Here is a 19,648-nt window from a genome sequence, read left to right on the forward strand (position 1 = left end):
GGAGTTTATGGTCACAAAAGTGATATGGAGCGAGTGAAGGGAATCGAACCCTCATAGTCAGCTTGGAAGGCTGAAGTTCTGCCATTAAACTACACTCGCAATTTGTTATTTGCGTTAATATTATAGCACGAATAACAATCTTTGGAAATAAATTTTTTATTTTTTTACACAAAGCAAGTCATTGGCGCGCCCGGCAGGAGTCGAACCCGCAACCTTTAGGGCCGTAACCTAACACTCTGTCCAGTTGAGCTACGGGCGCATTAATGGAGGCACCAACGGGATTCGAACCCGTAATCAAAGTTTTGCAGACTCATGCCTTGGCCATTTGGCTATGGTGCCTTGTGCTTTATTATTATATTACAAATTGTATTTTTGGGAAAATTTTTTTTGATTTTTTTATATTTAAAATCCAGGCTGTTAATTATTTAATAATAGTTAAAAAATAAAATAAAAAAAGCAAGAGTTAACTTGCTTATATTATTTATCAAATTGTGAAGTATATAAATTGTAATAGAATCCTTGTTTTTCAAGTAAACTTTCGTGAGTTCCTTTTTCAATGATCAATCCATTATCCACAACAATAATGACGTCGGCATTTTTAATTGTGCTAAGTCTATGTGCAATAACAAAAGTTGTTTTATCTTCCATTAATTTTAACATTGCTTGTTGTACTATTTGCTCAGTACTTGAATCAATATTAGAAGTAGCTTCATCAAGAATTAATAAACTTTTATTGCTTAAAATAGCTCTTGTAAGAGAAATAAGTTGTTTTTGACCTTGAGAAAGGTTAGCTCCATTATTTTCAATTAATGTATCATATCCATTTGCCATGTTCATAATAAAGTGGTGTGCATGAGTTAATTTTGCAGCTTGTTCTATTTCTTCCATTGTTGCATTTGGATTAGTCATTTTTAAGTTATCTAGAATTGATTCATTAAATAAGAATGAGTCTTGTAAAACAATAGTCATGTTTTCTCTTAGACTAACTGTATCAATATTACGTAATTCATTACCATCAATTTTAATTGATCCTCGTGCATAGTCGTAATATTTTGATAGTAAACTAATAATAGTAGTTTTACCAGCTCCGGTTGGACCAACAATCGCAACTGTTTGGCCTGGTTTGATTGAAAAGCTAGCAGCTTTTAATTGGTATTCTAAAGCATCTGGATTGTATTTAAAGTAAACATCTTCAAAATCAATTTGTCCTATAATTTTGTCTACTTTAATAGTTTCGTGTTCTCTGCTTGGAACTTTTACTTGTAACAAGTTAAAAATACGTGATGTAGATGCTACTCCGACTTGTGCATTAAAGGTACTTGATAAAATACTTTGGAAAGGACCCATAAAGTTTCAGTTTAATGATACATATAGCACAATTAAACCAGCAGTAGGTGATCCATCAGCATTAACCATAAATCCAAATGCACTTCAAACATTGACACCTTTTAAGTAAAAGACAGCTGCAATAGCAGAAATAGCTAAGATAATTAAGTTTGAAATTAATCCATATCAAGTATCAAATGATTTAGCAATAATATCACCCTTGTAAGCTGAATTACGGATGTTTTTTGTAATGATTTCAAGTTCACTATAAATGTAAGCTTGATGATCAAAAGAGTTAGTTACTTTAGTATTTACAAGCATTTCTTCAACAAAGGCATTTAAGCGTCCGAAAGCATTTTGCACACTAATAAAGTAAGGTTGAGATTTTTTAATTAATAAGAAAACAAAAGCAAATAAGATTAATGAAACTGGGATAACAATTAATGTTAATAGTTCAGAAGCTAGTGACATAACAACTATTGAAATTAAGATGTTAAATGTACTTGTGGCAGCTTGCACCATCATTTGGAATAATGAGTTAGCCACGTTATTAATATCAACTACTAAAGTTGAAATTAAGTTACCAGTCTTATTTTTATCATAAAAGCTAATTGGTGAACGGAATAATTTAGTCATTAATTCACCACGTAATCTAGCTCCTGCTTCAAAACATAATTTAATATAGACTCTTTGTTCAAGGTAACGGAAGGTACCATATAAGATAAATGATAGTCCCAGACCTGCTAATGCTAGACCAAAATATAAGGTATTAAAGTCTTGAATATTTCCAATAGCTTTTTCTCCAAGATATGGAGCAAAGAATAATTGAATAATTATCCCTATCATAAAGCTACCTACAATGTAACATACAGAATTAATAAAACTGAATATTAAAGCAATTGCTAGGCGCTTTTTATCTTTAGTTATATAAGAAAGCAGAGTTTTAAAGGTTTGAAATGCTCTAACATCAGATTTTAGCTTTTTATTTTTGCTAAGTTCTTTGCTTATTTGACGTCCGTCATACATATTATCCATAAGTTACTCTCCTTTCTATTGTTCTAATTGGTTAGTATTGATATCTTTGTATCATTGACAGCTTGCTAATAACTCTTTATGAGTTCCTTGAGCAATAATTTTACCTCTGTCCATGACCAAAATTTTATCAGCATGTTTAATTGAATTAATTTTTTGAGAAATAATAACAGTTGTACAATCGTAATCTTCTTTAATGTTTTTGATTAAAGCTTTAGTTGTAATGTTATCAAGGGCAGATGTTGAGTCATCTAAAATTAAGATTTTAGGATCGATAATTAAACTACGCGCAATTGATAAACGTTGTTTTTGTCCACCTGAAAGGTTTTTCCCACGTTGCACAACTGGATGTTGTAGTCTGTCTTCAAATGTCATGATAAAGTTATTAGCACATGAAGCTTTTAAGGCTTTTTCAATTTCTGCTTGTGTGGCGTTTTCTTTTCCGAAAGTTAAGTTAGAAAGAATAGTTCCTGAATATAATAAAGCTTCTTGGTATACTATTCCTACATTTTGGTGTAAATTAGTTGTATTAATATCTCTAACTTCTTTACCATTAATTAAGATATTACCTTCATTGTATTTCATATTATTAACAATTAAGTTAGCTATGGTACTTTTTCCTGAACCTGTAGGTCCAATAATTCCAAGCGTTTGTCCACCTGCTACCTTAAAGTTAATGTCTGATAAAGCATAATCTTCAGAAGTTTCAAAATATTTAAAGTTAACATTTTTAAATTCAATTGAATAATCTGCTACATTATTTTGTTCACTAATAATAAGACCATTAGAAACATGTAAATCATCATATTCTTTATCTAAAACTTGCACAATTCTACCGGCTGAAATTTTAGCTTTGAAAAATGAACCTAAAAATTGTGAGAAGAGAATAATACCTTGTGCAATTAAGACTTCGTACTCAATAAACACATTAAGTTTAGCAATTAATTGTGCTCCGTTTTCACTTCTTAAACTATCACTAGCTGCTAATGCATCTAATTGTACTTTCCCAATAGCATAAATAATAACAACAATAGTATTGATAATAACAAAGAATGCAGGCATTCCTATTGCAAAATATTTAAAGCTTGCTCTTTCAGTTTTTAATCAAGCTGAATTAGCCTTACTAAATTTATTATATTGATTCATTTGTAAGTTGTTTGCCTTAATAAATCTTGCACCATTGATTGATTCGTCAACTTCTTTAGTAATTCAATCTAAATTCTTTCTACTCTTTTTAATCAATGGATTGGTTTTAATAAACATAAAAGCAATCACAAAGATTAAAAGAGGAATAACAGCAATAATTGATCATGTCAAGTTAACATCTGTCATAAAAGCAAATACTAGCCCGACAATAATATATAGTGGTGCCTTAATTAATGAAATTGAAGCACCAATTAAGAAATCTCAAAAGACAGCAACATCATCATTAATTCTAGTGATTAAACTTTCATTAGTTAATTGTGCTATGTCTTTTAGACTTAATTTTTGATATTTTTTAAATAGTGTGTTTCTATAAAAGTTAGAAGCTTTTTCACCGGCTCAAATTATGATCAGTACATATCCAAATGATGTACTTGCTGCCAAGACTAAAACAATAATAAATGTTATTAACAAGGTATTAAATACTTGTTGTCAGTCTTTTGATGAATACACAACATAATTAAAAATCTCTAACTGAATGTCTTTAGTTGGATCATTATGTGGTTGAATCACTAATGGCAAGAATTGAGAAAGCAAAATAGGTAACATCATTGTTAACGCAACATTGATAATAACGATTAAAATCCCAATACCAAATTGTGCTTTTATTTTGCTAGGCAAAATCTTAAACATTTTTCACATCTCTACCCCCTTTTACATAATCTATATTTTGTTTTGATATTATAACATTTTTATAAAAAATGTTATTGAGAGTAAGCCCTAAAAAGCAAAGCGAAAGTAATAATTTTTGAAAATTTACCCAAAAAAGGGTATAAAAAAATGGCGATCACGAGAGGATTCGAACCTCCGACCACAAGCTTAGAAGGCTCGTGCTCTATCCAGCTGAGCTACGCGACCACGCTAAATATATTTTACACACTTTTTAAAAAAGTTGCAGTATTTATTTTTTTATTTTTTCGAATAAAAAACCCAGCCCGAAGGCTGAGATTTATCTTAATTCTAAGTATGTTTAAATCCACCAGATTTTTCATCTAATGAAACTGAAGGTTTATGAGTTTTAAGTTCTTCAATAGCTTTTTTGATATCTTCAATTAAAATTGAAGCCATATCTCTTCCAAATCCTTGACGAACTAGTGCTCTTTGCACTACTACATTTTGTGCATTAGCTGGCATAGAATATGCAGGAACTTGTCATCCTCTAACTCTAAGTTTTTCTGCTAAATCATAAAGATTAAATCCAAGGTCAACGTCTTTTTTAAATCTTCATGTAGTTGCAGGTATTCCGTGTTTTGGATCCCCGTCATTAATTAAATCAAAATATCCCATTTTTTCAATTTCACTTGCGATATATTGTGCTGTGTCGTAGCAATTTTGGTGAATTTTTCTATATCCTTCTTTTCCTAATCTAAGGAATAAGTAGTATTGAGAAATTATTTGTCCTGCAGGTCTTGAGAAGTTAATTTGGAATACTGGCATATCTCCACCTAAATAGTTAACATGGAAAACTAATTTTTCAGGTAAGAATTTCTTGTCTCTTCAAACAACTCATCCAGCTCCTAAAGGTGCTAGTCCAAATTTATGTCCTGAAGATGAAATTGATTTAACACGTGGAACTCTAAAGTCTCATTCTATTTCAGGAGCAACAAATGGGGCTAAAAATCCACCACTAGCTGCATCAATATGCATATCTACATTTAATCCTGTATCTTTTTCAAGTTTATCTAGAGCTTTTGAAAGTTTAAAAATAGGTTCATAAGCTCCTGTGAATGTTAAACCAAAAGTTGAAACAACACCAATAGTATTTTCATCTATATATTTAAGCATGCTGTCTGCATCCATGTAGAAGCGATCTTCTTCCATTGGGACTTGTCTAATTTCAATATCTCAATAACGACAGAATTTTTCTCAAACAACTTGGACTGGACCACAAACTAAGTTTGGTTTATCAATTGGTTTTCCAGCAGCTTTACGTTTTTCTTTTCAACGTTCAAGTAAAGCCATTCCTCCAAGCATGCAAGCTTCAGAAGAACCAATACCTGAAGTTCCAATTGGTTCTTCGTCTTTTGAAGCATTCCATAAGTTCGCAATAATTGATACACAACGTTGTTCAATTTCTGCTGTTTGTGGGTATTCATCTTTATCAATTAAGTTTTTGTTAATAGATAAATCCATTAATTCATGAACTTGTTTTTCTTCATAAGTTTGACAAAATGTTGCTAAATTTTGTCTTGCATTACCATCTAAAAATAATTCATCTTTAACAACTTCTAGTACAACATCTGGGTCAGATTCATTTTCTGGCATTTTGTATTTAGGTAATTCAATATCAGCAAGTCTTGAACCAAAAATACTATCATTGTTATCTAGTTTTACTTTGTGTAGTGGCATTTGTACCTCCTTTATTTTTCATTTAAATATAAGTTAAATTTCATTTTGTTACAAAAATCTTTAATAATCTTAAATCCTCTCACACTGTTACCATAAACATCAAGTGGAGGACTAAAAACTGCAATTCCTAATTTTCCTGGTACTACTGCAATTAATCCACCTCCAACTCCACTTTTACCCGGTAGCCCAACTAAATAGGCAAAATCACCAGATTTATCGTAAAGTCCTTCCATAGTCATTTCAGCTAAAATATGTGGAATATTTTTTGATGAAATAACATGTTGGTTAGTAATTGGATTAATTCCGTTATTAGCAAGTGTCCCCGCTAAAGTAGCTAGGTCCTTACTTGTTACCAATGTTGAACATTGTTGTGTGTATACTTCACAAGCTTCCATTGGATCACAATACATTTGTCCAGCTGAATAAAGCAACCAAGCAATAGCACGATTATGAAAATTAGTTGTTTGTTCAGATGTGTTTACTTCTTGAGAAAGAGTTACATCATCTGACATCATTTTTTGTTGAAAAGCTAAAATTTTATTTCATCTTTCATTTTTATCATTAGCTTTAATTAAACTTGTTGTAGCCATCGCACCAGCATTTACTAATGGTGATAATGGTTTGTCTTTATGTAATTCTAAAGCAATTACTGAATTAAATGGTAAACCAGTTGGGCTGGTACCAATCTTCTCTCTAACTGTTTGTCCATCAGTTTCTTCTAAAGCAAGTGCTAAGGTGCAAACTTTAGAAATTGATTCAATAGCAAATGGATAAGAATCGTCTCCATAACTAAATACATCACCATCTACAGTTACTACTGTAGCACCACATAATTTCGAAGGTACATTCGCTAAGAATGGAATATAGCTTGCATTTTTGCCTTCTTGGTGATCTTTATATTTAAGATAAGATTCTTTTAATGTTTGCTCAATTAGTTTTTTATCAATCATATAAACTCTTTATTTTGCTGTATCTGTATTATTATTAGATACTTCAGGAGCACTTACAGCAGTAGGATTATTTTTATCACTATCTTTTAGGTCTAAAACTTTTACTACTGAATCATGTGCTTTAGAAATTGTTTTTAAAGTTTTGTCGTTTTCTTTTTCAATTTTATTTAAGATTTTACTTTCAGCCATTTCGTAAGCTAGACTTTCTTTACCAATTTTGGCTAAGAGTAATTCTTCACGTTTGCTAATATATGTTTCTAATTCTTTAATTTTTCTTTGTACATCTGTCTCAAAGGCTTGGAAATCACCTTTTACTTTATTGTCAAAATATGTTTTGGCTAATTCACTGCTTCCTGAATTTGAATGATTAATAATACCTGGATGTGTTCCTTCAAGTTCTCATGTGAAAGGAGCAAAATCAGAATTTTCATCAACTCAGTGTGGTTTTCTTAAAGCATAAATAATAAATGGAATTACACAGAATACAATTGAAACCACAAGTAATATAGCAACATATGCTATTGGGCTACCAACTGAAATTTGGCTTGGTGGTGCAAAACTTACAATAAATGCTAGTAATGAGCCAATAAGACCAAGTCCAGCAACTATTCACATACCAATGTTTTTAGGGCCTGGTATCTTATAAGGTCTAGGTCGATTTGGTTGTGAATAACGTAAATAAATGGCTGCTGAAAACATTAAGATATACATAATTAAGTATAAGATAACAGTTAATTGACTTAAAATTTGGTAAGCAGCTTGTACTGATGGTAGTACCACAAATAATACAGATAATACAGTTACAATAAGTCCTTGAATTAATAATAAATGAGTTGGAATACCTTTTTTATTTGTTTTTTGGAATCATCTTGGTAAGTAACCAGCTTTACCAACTACTAACATACCAGCACTTGGTCCAGATACTCATGTAACAATTCCAGCAAGTACTCCAATAGCTAACATCGCAGCTAATATTGGTGCCATTCAAGGGACACCAGCTCACGTGAAGGCTTTAATATAAGTAACTAATAGTCCTTGAGTAAGGTTGATATCATCCTTAGGTAAAAGGAATGAAATTGCAAGAGTACCAAGAACAAAAATTAAAACAGTTACCAATGAAGAAATTAAGATAGCTATTGGATAATTTCTTTTTGGATTATTAATTTCAGTTACGTGGATAGCATTCATCTCCATACCAGCATAAAATAGGAAAACGCTAGCAGCAAGCACTAAAGAGTCAAATCCTTTGAATGCAGGTATAAGATCTGAAGGATTCATAGTTGTTTGAGATGGGTTTCCTGCAATGATGTAAGCAAACCCAAATCCGATCAAAATAACAACAGGGATAATTGTTCCAATTATTCCGCCTCATTTTGCAACTCTAGCAAAAGCTTTTGTTCCAAATGAAGAAAGAATTGTAGCTAATCAATAAATAACAAGAACAATTATTAAAACAAATACTTTATTATTTGCAATATCCTTGGCTATTTGCGTGTCCGGGGCCAAATAAGCCAATGATACAGCACCAAAAGTAAGAGCAGTTGGGAATCATATTGTTACCTCTGCTCATAATAAGAACATGGATAAGAAAGCAAGTTTTGGTCCAAATGCTTCTCCAACCCATCTAAATACTCCACCTTTTTCTGTATAAGTGGAAGCTAGTTCTGCAGCCACAAGTGCCACAGGTATTAAGAAGAAAATAGCAGCAAAAATATAGTAGAAAATTGATCCAAGACCATATTCTGCTTCTGCTGGTAAACCTCTAAGACTTACTACAGCAACTATATTCATTAACACTAAGCTTAATAAACTTAAAGCTTTAGTTGATTTTTGTTTAGGTTTCCCACCAGCAACTGGTTGGGAATCTGCAGAATTTTTTGACTTAAATTTAAACAAGTGTTCCTCCTTTAGATAATATTATGACAGCTATCTTTGCCATATAAATATTATAAACTTTTTCAAGTCAAGCTAGATGGTATGAAAAAATGTGGATAAGCCCACATTTTAGATATATTTTAATTTTTTTTGTAATCTGAAATTAATTTCAAATCAATTTCTTTTTGTTGTTTCATTTTAGTTTCTCTTTGCTCAACAATCATTTTTTCGATTTCAAGTCCAATTAAAGGATAATCAACAAAAATTTTGCTCTTGTATACATTCAAGTTGTCATAAATCGATTGATATCCGATATCAGTTAATCTAAAAGTATTATTAGCAAGTGCTATAAGTGAGATAAATGAGTCATGGGTTGAACAAACGATATTTGAGAAATGGTGTTTTTGTGCAAAACGGACAAGATCCTTAACTTCACTTTCTTGTTTTCTTGTACTGATTTCATATTTTGAATGACTAATACCAAGTTTGGCACAAGCTTGTAAGAATCCTTCATATCTCTTGTCTTTTTGACGACTTAAAAGTTTTTTGTCTTCTAAGAATAAAATCTTATTGTCTTCTTTTGGTAGTTGATTGTATAAGTCGACTGTGACATCATAAAATCCTTGCACTTCATTAGGTGCAATTCAACTTAATCCATCAATTTGGTATCCATAAACGACAATAGCAATTCCATCAATTGATTTTAAATAACTAAATAAAACTTCATCATATTCTGGTACGAAAATTACTAATGATGTAGGTCTTCATGACAAAATGTATTTAATTGTATCTATGTATTCTTGTGTTGAAGGGTTTGTATAAGTTGTAATAACCCTCTTATTACTTTTTGAACATGCTGCAATAATCCCATTTATAATGTGTTGATAAATGTTACTTCCAAAGATAGGAGCAATAACAAAAATAGAATTATCTTTACCCCTAATCATTCTAGCTCCATGATTAGGAACATATTCATATTCTTTAACTACAGATGCAATTTTACGTTTTGTTTTGCCTGAAACATAGCCACCATTGTAATATCTACTGATAGTTGAAATTGACACATTAGCTATTGAAGATATGTCTTTGTAAGAAATTTGTTTATTTTTTTTAGCTTCACTCATATTTGTATTATAGCATTTTGTGGAAATTTTGTTCCACATCAGCACTTTTTTACAATTATTAACGTTTTTAAAAGTTAAATAAAAAATCACACTACTGTGCATTATTTGTAGTGTGAAATAAAATATTTTTAAATTATACTAATTCTTCAAATACATCGTCACCTGTTTCAGTAATGATGTCAGCACCGAAGTTTCTTGCTACGATGTTTCCAAGTGTTCCTAAACCTGTAAAGTTAGGTAATACTCTAGGTGATTTGAATGATTTTGAATAAATTGTAGCTGGTAAGAATTCTCTTGTGTGGTTGAATCCTGGATATAATGGGTCATTTCCGTGATCACTTGTCATAATTAATAAGTCATCTTCACGCATTGCGTTGATTAATTTTCCAAGTTTAACGTCTAAGTCAGAAATGTTTTGTGCATATCCGTGAACATCTCTTCTGTGTCCGTAGTGTGAGTCGAATTGAACTAAGTTTGTGAAGATAAATTGGTTTTCACCATCTTGTTCAGCTAATTCAATTGTAATGTCAAGTCCTTTAGCATCTGAACCACTTGGGTAGTGTTTTGTAATTCCTTGACCTACGAAAATGTCATTAATTTTTCCAACTGAAATAACTTCAACACCTTTTGCTTGTAATTCGTTTAAAATCATTTCTCTTGGTTTGTTTGCATAGTCATGACGATTGAATGTTCTTGTGTATTCTCCGTTATCACCAACGAATGGACGAGCAATAATTCTTCCTACGTTTCATTCTGGACGTGATGAACAAATTTCACGAGCAGCTTTTGCATATCTGTATAAGTTTTCTAATCCAACTCATTCTTCGTGAGCAGCAATTTGTAAAACAGAGTCCATTGATGTATAAACAATGATTCCACCATTTTCTTTTTGTTCTTGTGCATATTCAGAAATCATTTCTGTTCCTGAACCTGATTTATTAGCAAGGATTTTTCTACCATCGAATGCTTTTGATAATTCATCAACTAAGTCTTGTGGGAATCCTGTTTCTGTAAATGTAGGGAAAGGTACTAATGTTTTAATTCCCATCATTTCTCAGTGTCCTGCTAATGTATCTTTAGCATTTGACACTTCTTGAACTTTAGCCATGTAAGCCATTGGTTGTTTAACATGGTAATTTCCATTTAAATTAGTAATGTTACCAATTCCAAGTTTTTTTCATGTATCGATTTTGAATTCTTCTACCATTGAAGCAGATCTAATTGTGTTTGCACCATCGTCACCAAAACGTTTTTGGTCTTTATCTGGTCCGATTCCTAGACCATCTGTAACGATCATAAACACACGTCTAAATTTAGCCATATTTTCTCCTTTATAAGTGGACGTTATTTCAATTAATAACATCGATATTATTTTAAAACTTTTTTTATTATTCTATAACTAATATTAAGGAAAAAAATTCCTAAAAATGAGAAATATATTCCACATTTTGCTTTATTTGTTTTAGATACTTATTATTTAGGAATAACCTAAATAAAATTAACCTATAAACTTAGAAATAAAAAAATAATTAAGTAACTTAATTTGCATATATAATAGTTATAAAAAATGTATATAAGTAGTTTATCTTTAGTTTAAATTAACTTTTTATATAAAAACAACAAAAGGGGTGAAAAAATGAGAAAGAGAAATTTAATAAAAAATATCACAATATTAGCTAGTGCTTCTTCTTTAGCTCTGCTAGCAGCAAGTTGTACAGATCAAAGCGCACCTGTCCAAGATAAAGACAATGCATATCAAATTCAACTAAAATTAGATAAAGAACAAATTCAATTAGAATTGAATTCTTCAGCTAGTTTTATTAGCAATAATTTAGTAAGTGGTGTTAAACTAAATGATTTAATTAATCAAATTGACCAATATCTAAGTTTAAAAAATATTACAAAAGCTCAATATGATGACTTAAGTTCAAAAATCGCAAATGAATTGCAAATATTTAAAAAACAAGTCACAACTGCTCAAGACAATTTAGTTAGCTCAATTAAAAATTTAGTTGCTAAATTAAGTGTGCTAAATTCTGAACACACAGGAATTGAATTATTAAACCAAATTCGGGTTGCAACCCAAAAAGCTACATCAGATTTAGAATTAAAAAATGTTGATCAATTATTGCAAGATCAAAAAACATTACAAGATTTATTAGCTCAGGTAGCTAGAGAAACAAGTTCTGCTGCTCATAATGAAATAAATACATTAATAAGTCAAATTGATGATGCTCTTGCAAATAAGAGAATTTATTTAAGCAATTCACTAGTTAATGCAAATGCTTTAAATGAACTTAAAGATGAATTATTACAACTTAATCATCAAGCTGATATTTCAACGCAAGAAGTAGCTGATTCAACTTCTAAAGTACAATTAGCAATTCAAGCATTTAACAAAGAAGCAGAGGTTGCATTAAACAAGCTTGTTGAGAAAGTAACTGCTTTAAAAACTACTCTTGCTTCAGTTAATACATTAAACATGCAAGAAGCATTAAAGCAAGAAATATCTCAAGCTATTTTGAAAGCTGTTAAAGATATTGAGACAAAAAATCTTGAACAATTATTACTTGACCAAAGCAAAATAACTAATTTATTATCAATAATTCAAGATCAAAATTTAAAAGCTTTAAAAAATCAATATCAAACATTATTATTGAGTTTACAAAGTGTTCTAACTCAAAATAACTTTTATGTAAAAAATGACTTAGTTAATGCCAGTGACCTAAATAATTTAATAGCTACATTGAATCAAAATATCTTATCTAATAATATTTCTGAGCAACAATACCAAGAATTAGCAAATTCAGCTAATGAGTTAAAAGAAAAATTCTTACAAGCATGTCACACTGCCTTAAGTAACACAATAACTTCTTTAAAAAATAAAATAAATTTATTTACCGAAGAAATATTGTCAAATGTTTCAAAAGAGACAAAAGAAGAAATAAAATCCACAATTACTAAGTCACAAAACGATATAACAAATAATAACTTAGCAAACATACTTAGTGATATTACAAAATTAAGTGATTTATATGATCGCGCTATTTCTGAAGGTGATTCAAGCAAGGCTCAAATCAATAAATTAAAACAAAGAATAGAAGCTTTAAATTCTAAAGTAGCTAATTTTAAAGTCAAATATGGAAATTATCCTGAATTATTAGGATTAATTCAATCTAATGTAAAACTAGATTATGATCTTTCTGCTCAAAATGTATCTGCAATATCTACTGAATTACAAAAAGCTGAAAATAATTTTGCAGCAATTACACTAGAAGCCAATGCAATTAATTATGATGCTGAATTTAAAACCTGATTAGCAACTCACACAGGCTTAAATCAACAACTTACAAGTCTTGCTCAAAGCATTATAAGTTCTTTTGAAAATAATTTTAAACAAGGAAAAATCTTATCTGAATCTCAAATAAATGATATCAAGCAAGCCTTTGATTTAAATGTTGCTGAATTTAAAAAACAATATCAACAAACAGTGGGTAATTCATATGAGACTGCATACAATGATGTTAATAATCTTATTAAACGTCTACTTGCATTGCCTTCAACTCACAATCAAGCAACTACATATCAATCTAAATTATTAATCACACCAGAAACTTTCGCTTCATTATCAGAGTCACAAAAAGCTCAAGCATTTCAATCTGTGCAAAATTTATCCACTGAAATATTGTCTCAGTATCCGGCTAATGTTATTCAACTTAAGGAACAAGGACAAAATGCAATTAACCTAATTTTAAATCCTAAAGCTACAGCAGGTGATAAAGGATATGATTTAAATGTAAATAGTGCTTCTATTAATTCAAAAAACTTTGATCTTTACTTACTGCAAACTAACAAAAATAATGAAATTACAATTTCATCAAAAGAATTTCAATTAAATCCAGATAATTTTGATCTATTACAAGTTAAATATAATTTAGTATCCCAAAACACTTCTACTTATATCTTAAAAAATGTTGAATTTCCAACTAAGCTAACAGCTAAAATTAACAGTATCAATTACAGCAATATTGAAGATTTATACAACATTAATTACAATGCTATTAACAGTCAATACCAAGATGATTTCACAACTCATTTAAATGAAAACTTTTTAGCTCAAATTACCCCTAAAGAAGCAAAAATTGAACAATACTTTACTTACCAATTAGTACCAAACTCAGTTCAATTTACTAATAATAAATTTACTTTGCAAGTAACTATTAAATATAAGCAACAAACTATTAAAACTCTTACTTTAACAAGTAAACAATCACCAAGTTTCCAAAATCCATTGAACCGTAAAGTTCGCGTTTCTATTCAAAACTCATTATCAAATAACCCTTACTTTAAAAATAATCAACCTAATAATTTATTATATGCAATCGCACAACTCTTTATTAGAGCTCTTTATAGACAAGATCCAAACTCAACCACAGGATTTAATGCAAATGATTGAACATATGTAGAAAACCTAATGTCTACACAAAATCTCCCAAGCAGATATAGTGGTGTTAATAATCCTCAAAAAATGCAATTACTTCAAAATGCATTGCATAATGCTGTTAACTTATCTCTTGAAGGATATAACAATTGAGAATTAATTAACTATTCACAAAGCAATATCTTTGTTTATAATGATCGTATGCATGCAGCAACATTCAAGGTTAAATTTACAGGTCCAAATAAAGAACCATTTATTTATGACTTAAAAATACAAACTGCAAATGGAGCTAAAAATTACCAAGATAATTTAGAAATCTTCCAATTATCTGACTACTTAAAGAAAACAAACGAAATTTTATCCAAAGCTACTATTAAGGATCCAAAAGTTACACACTCTAACTTTTATGCCGGGGAAGGTGTTGCTAAATTAAACGAACTTTACACCTTACCTACATTTGGAAAATATAAAATAATTTTTGATGTTAGTGATCCTAAAAATTACAAAGTGGATAATGTAGCAGGAAGTGCAAATATTCGTTTTGCAGTAACCTTAAATGGACAAGTTGTCAACAATAATTTACTTAAATCACCTGAATTTAAGTTAAATTTCTTTAGACCATTACGTTATACAGATATCAAACCTAAAAATAATAAAGCATGATTTACTGCAGAGGACTTTGCATCTGTTGGTTCAAATCAACAAGTGAAAGATAAAATTGCGTTAATTAATTCACATAATTTTGAATATCAAACCCTTTTTGGTAAAAGAGTTTTTGATGCCAACACATTAATGGAAGAACAAGCTTTTGACAAATTAAATTATTTATTTAAATTTAAGGGTGAAAAAGCAGCCGAAAACAACAATGGTAAATTTGACAATAATGGCTATGACCAAGTGGATAAAGGTCCAAGTGCTCCAACTCAACCAAATACTAATAATATTGCAAATCCAAGTGACCAAGCCCATACAGTTGACCCTAACTCATTACTTGGCAGCTATTTTGTTTACTATTATGATGTAAAGGCATCATATAACCAAAGACATAGAGTTTCAAGCATGACTTTTAAGGTTGGATTTATTAATAAGTGAAATTGAAATGATCGTTATACAACTGGTGAAATTACTTTAAGAAATCTAAAAAATGATTTTGCTGATGAATTTTACCCTGAAATTATGCTAAATAAAATTTCAAATGATAATTTATCATTTTCTAGTATAGCAGGCATATTGCCTTCTGAATTTGCTCAAAATGTCAAAAATAAGACTTCATCATTATGATCATTAAATGTACGTGTGCCATCTTATAAAGGATACTCATTATATCCTCAAAACTTTAGTATTGCAGATGTACAAATGGTTGATGATAAAAATGGTCGTGCAATGATTCGTATCGCTTATCAACAAAGACCAGAAGTAGGGGGCAGAAAATATATAGGTGATGTTTGATATGAAGTTTCAGGATTTAGAGCAAATCCAAATGCAACAGATGTTTCATATAGCGATGATGAACTTTTAAAACTACCATTTAACCAAAAAATGAAAAAAATTGTGCGTTCTAATGGCGATGTTTTAAGAGTCAGAGGTAATGAAATTACTGCTAGAGATAACTACTGATTACTTAATAAAACTACTGGTAAAATCGAATACACTTTACCAAATAAATACTTTAAACCAATTCTTGATCAAGATAATAAACAAGCAAAAGTTAAAATTCATTTAGACGCTAATATTAAGTTCTTAGACTCATTAAGTTATGCAAGAGTTTATGGATTTACAGATGGAAGACCTGGCGGAATTTGACTTTCATTTAATTACAATGATTTAAAAACAAAAGGCAAAGCAGTAATTAAACAAACTACTGATCCTGTTCGTCCAAATGGCAATGGAACACCATTATCAATCGCCTATACAATGACAGTGACATTACAAGAAGATGGGATGCACTTTGAATTTGGACTAGATAATCCAAATTACAAGATTGTTCAAAACAATCCAGTAGCTTCCTTATATCAACCTCCATTCTTCTTTGTTCCTAATCATTTACAAAATAAATTTGATGCAAATGAAGCTTTCTTCTTTGATTATTTCGCAGGTAACATTACTTATGAATATATCAATAATGTTGCTAATGAAGATTTTGGAAATGCAAATTCAACTAATGTAATTAGCTACAAAAATATGGATTATACACAAGAAAACATGCCTATTGTTTTATCAAACAAAGATTCATTTAGCGATCCATTTAAATATAACCCTAACCAAATGTTAAGTTATAAACTACAAGATGGATATAAATTTAATAATGAATATCTAAATCGTTCTTATGTTGCTACTTCTCCTGTGGCTAAGGACTTAATGTCAAGATCATTTGCAATGAACTATGGTAGTGCAATGATGGTAGCAAAAGTAAATTCAGATCCAAATGATGGTAGATTTTACATTTTAACCAACCACCACGTTATTAATAATGATAAAAACAACCTAACCCCTGAAAAGAGCACATTAAATGCTGGAACTACTCCAACCATTGCTGGATTAGATTTTGGCAACAATGTTAATGCAGGATTTAGTTACTGAGATGGATTATATACACAAGGTACTAAAGCTCAAGTTGTTTGATCAGGTATAAATCAAATAGGACTATCTTCAAACTTTGATCCTAGAACTCAAGTCTTTAAAACAGGTATACTTGAAACAAATAGATTTTTAGATGTTTCTTTAATTATTTTTGATATTAACCCTATGATTAAAAACTTAAAAGCTGATGGTAAATATCAAACAGCAGCATGATATCAAAATTGATTTAACCTCAAAAACCTTAACTACTTACCATTTCTAAATAATGAATCTCCAAATAGAAATAAAAATGTGCAACATGGATTATTTAATGGTTTCCCATATGGAAAACAATCAACTTATATTATTCACCGTGATGAACGTGGCTATGAGGTAGATAGTTTCAGAAAACAAACCCCTTATGAACCTACTTACTATAATGCTGGTAACTCAGGAACAGGTGTTATGAATAATAATGGTGAATATGTAACTACAATCAACTCTGGTGGACCATTATGACTATTAGTTGGTAAAAATGGTGCATATAATACTGGTAAAGAATCATTTAACTTCTACGGAGTAAATGAAGAAGGAACTAATCCATTAGATCAATTAAATTACCATTCAATGGCACGGAACATTATGCGTATGAATGCATTTGATCCAGACCTTTATGATATTCCATGATTCTTTAAAAAATGAACTAAATAAAAATACAAAAACACCCTATTTCAGGGTGTTGTTTTTATATAAAAATCTATCCCATAGATTGGGATAGATTGTAATTATAATTTTCCAGCTTTTATTTCTTCTTTAATTGTTTCACTTGCATCCACAAGTAAAGCTTGGTTTCTAGCATCTCATTGAGTATGTCCAGCACCATCTACTAAATGTAAATCAACATTTGTAAGTTTTTGTGAAACTAATCAAGCTCCAATTGGGCGAGTATCAATATCTTGACGTCCATGTACAATAATTGTACGAATATCTTTAAATTTATCAATGTTATCTAAAATGTAATTATCATTTGGGAAAAATGAATTATGCATAAAATAGTGTGATTCTAATAAAGCTATTTGATAGTCATGTTTATAATTTGGTTTTAATTTAGCTTTATTAATTGATACAACTTCGGATTCTCAATTAGCAAATAAATCAGCTGCTTGTTTACGTTTATTTTCATCTTTGCCTATAAGCAAGTTGTAATATTTTTCTAAAATACTATTTCCTTTTTCATTTTGCACAAAAGCTTTATATTTTGCAAAATAATCTGGATAAAAGACATCTGCACCTTTTTCATATAAGAAATCAATGTCTTCTTGTCTAGCTAAAAAGACTCCACGTAAAATTAAAGCTTTAATATTGTTAGCATATTTAATTGCATAGCACATAGCAAGTGTGCTACCTCATGATCCACCCAATATTACAACTTTACCTAAATTAAGATGCTTACGTAATTTTTCCACATCTTCTACAAGTTGATCAGTAGTATTATTTTTTAATTCACAGTATGGCAATGACTTTCCAGCACCACGTTGGTCAAATAAAACAATTTTGTAAAATTCAGGATCAAAGAATCTTCTACATTTAGCAGATGTGCTTCCTCCTGGACCACCATGGAAGAAGAATACAGCTTGCCCATTAGGATTTCCACTTACTTCATAATAAAGTTTGTGGATATTGTCTACTTGTAAGTATCCTGATTCATAAGGTTCAATATTAGAATATAGTTTCATTGTTTTCTTCTTGTCTTGAGAATACGTAGTGACCTTTTTCAGTAACTAAAACATCATCTTCAATTCTAGCTCCACCTAGACCTTCAATATAAATTCCAGGTTCAACTGTTAAAATCATTCCAGGTTCCAAAATTCATTCTGACATTGGTGAAATTGATGGTCATTCATGCACATCAATTCCTAATCCATGACCTGTTGAGTGAACAAAGTATTCACCGTATCCTTTAGCTTTAATGTATTCACGACAAACTTTATCAACATCGCTTGCTTTCATTCCAGGTTTAACACTTGCTCTACCTGCAGCAGCTGCTTCTTTAACAATATTTAAGATTTCAAGTGCTTTAGGATCTTTAACTTTATCTTCACCACCTAAAATTCATGTTCTTGTTATATCAGCTGTATATCCCTTGTATCTAGCACCAAAGTCAACTTTTAATAAACAACCTTCTTCTAATTTTTTATCTGTTGTGTGGTGGTGAGGTTCAGCTGATGATGATGCAGTTGCGATAATTTCATCAAACCCTTCTTTGTCTCCACCATGTTTTTTAAGTAAGAAGTTTAAGTAAGCTCCAGCTTCTTTTTCTGTAACTCCAGGTTTTACTCATGATTTGAATTCTTCTAAAGCAGAAAGTGATATATCGATTACTTCTTGCATTATTTTTAATTCATCTTTTGATTTAAGAACTCTTAATGCTTGAGCATCAACTCATTTAATTTCTTCTGGATTTACCATTCTTACAATACGATCTTGAACTTCTTTAGTTAAATAATTTTTTTCTAAAGCGATCTTCTTGTAATTTCTCTTTTTAAATCATTCTGCTAATGAATTTCCTTTAATTAAAACTACATCAACATTTTTAGCATTGTTTCTGCAGTATTCAATATATCTTCCATCAACAAATAATGTAGCTTTATCTTTTTCAATTGCAATAAATCCATCTGTAGTTTGAACACCAGCATATCATAATCTTGTTTGAGGAGCTTCTGAAATTAAAACTTCTACTCCTGTTTGTTCAAACATTTCATTTAATTTTTTCTTATTCATAAAAAATC

The 19,648-nt window shown here is 30.3% G+C and carries 10 protein-coding genes and 4 tRNA genes; 1 reads left to right on the forward strand and 13 read right to left on the reverse strand.

Annotation, left to right across the window (positions count from 1 at the left end; genetic code table 4):
• Nucleotides 1-25: 25 nt before the first annotated feature.
• The 11 genes from ACM0L0_RS02920 to ACM0L0_RS02970 form a co-directional block, all read right to left on the reverse strand.
• A tRNA-Gly gene (locus ACM0L0_RS02920) sits at nucleotides 26-99 on the reverse strand.
• An 83-nt stretch (nucleotides 100-182) separates the two neighbouring features.
• A tRNA-Arg gene (locus ACM0L0_RS02925) sits at nucleotides 183-259 on the reverse strand.
• Between the two features lie 5 nt (nucleotides 260-264).
• Nucleotides 265-339 (reverse strand) — tRNA-Cys (locus ACM0L0_RS02930).
• A gap of 138 nt (nucleotides 340-477) precedes the next feature.
• Nucleotides 478-2,361, reverse strand: coding sequence for an ABC transporter ATP-binding protein (locus ACM0L0_RS02935; RefSeq protein WP_416738484.1), 1,884 nt, complete (start codon nucleotides 2,359-2,361; stop codon nucleotides 478-480).
• A gap of 15 nt (nucleotides 2,362-2,376) precedes the next feature.
• Nucleotides 2,377-4,203 carry an ABC transporter ATP-binding protein gene (locus ACM0L0_RS02940; RefSeq protein WP_416738485.1) on the reverse strand — a complete coding sequence of 609 codons (1,827 nt, stop codon included), beginning with the start codon at nucleotides 4,201-4,203 and terminating at the stop codon, nucleotides 2,377-2,379.
• A gap of 139 nt (nucleotides 4,204-4,342) precedes the next feature.
• A tRNA-Arg gene (locus ACM0L0_RS02945) sits at nucleotides 4,343-4,419 on the reverse strand.
• 102 nt (nucleotides 4,420-4,521) lie between these two features.
• Nucleotides 4,522-5,910 (reverse strand): glutamate decarboxylase, encoded by a 1,389-nt coding sequence (locus tag ACM0L0_RS02950; protein WP_416738486.1) that lies wholly within the window; start codon nucleotides 5,908-5,910, stop codon nucleotides 4,522-4,524.
• Between the two features lie 11 nt (nucleotides 5,911-5,921).
• Entirely contained in the window at nucleotides 5,922-6,860 is a 939-nt protein-coding gene (gene glsA, locus ACM0L0_RS02955; RefSeq protein ID WP_416738487.1) for a glutaminase A, read from the reverse strand.
• 9 nt (nucleotides 6,861-6,869) lie between these two features.
• Nucleotides 6,870-8,756: a putative glutamine/gamma-aminobutyrate antiporter GadC gene (gene gadC, locus ACM0L0_RS02960; protein WP_416738488.1), complete on the reverse strand. Its 1,887-nt coding sequence runs from the start codon at nucleotides 8,754-8,756 to the stop codon at nucleotides 6,870-6,872.
• A 119-nt stretch (nucleotides 8,757-8,875) separates the two neighbouring features.
• Nucleotides 8,876-9,859 (reverse strand): LacI family DNA-binding transcriptional regulator, encoded by a 984-nt coding sequence (locus ACM0L0_RS02965; RefSeq protein WP_416738489.1) that lies wholly within the window; start codon nucleotides 9,857-9,859, stop codon nucleotides 8,876-8,878.
• Nucleotides 9,860-9,992: 133 nt separating this feature from the next.
• The gene (locus ACM0L0_RS02970) at nucleotides 9,993-11,180 is read right to left on the reverse strand and encodes a phosphopentomutase (RefSeq protein WP_416738490.1); all 1,188 of its coding nucleotides are present in this window, start codon (nucleotides 11,178-11,180) and stop codon (nucleotides 9,993-9,995) included.
• A gap of 315 nt (nucleotides 11,181-11,495) precedes the next feature.
• On the opposite strand from ACM0L0_RS02970, the gene ACM0L0_RS02975 reads away from it, so the two are divergent.
• Nucleotides 11,496-17,570: an MGA_1079 family surface serine endopeptidase gene (locus ACM0L0_RS02975; RefSeq protein WP_416738491.1), complete on the forward strand. Its 6,075-nt coding sequence runs from the start codon at nucleotides 11,496-11,498 to the stop codon at nucleotides 17,568-17,570.
• Nucleotides 17,571-17,644: 74 nt separating this feature from the next.
• Here the strand turns inward: ACM0L0_RS02975 and pip are convergent, their stop codons facing one another.
• Both pip and ACM0L0_RS02985 read right to left on the reverse strand, forming a co-directional pair.
• Nucleotides 17,645-18,595 carry a prolyl aminopeptidase gene (pip, locus tag ACM0L0_RS02980; RefSeq protein ID WP_416738492.1) on the reverse strand — a complete coding sequence of 317 codons (951 nt, stop codon included), beginning with the start codon at nucleotides 18,593-18,595 and terminating at the stop codon, nucleotides 17,645-17,647.
• Nucleotides 18,579-19,640 carry a M24 family metallopeptidase gene (locus ACM0L0_RS02985; RefSeq protein ID WP_416738493.1) on the reverse strand — a complete coding sequence of 354 codons (1,062 nt, stop codon included), beginning with the start codon at nucleotides 19,638-19,640 and terminating at the stop codon, nucleotides 18,579-18,581. Before ACM0L0_RS02985 ends, pip begins: the two co-directional genes overlap by 17 nt.
• Nucleotides 19,641-19,648 lie beyond the last annotated feature (8 nt).

It is taken from the genome of Mycoplasma razini, from assembly GCF_048076865.1.
In the GTDB taxonomy this organism is placed as follows: Bacteria; Bacillota_I; Bacilli_A; order Mycoplasmatales; family Metamycoplasmataceae; genus Mycoplasmopsis.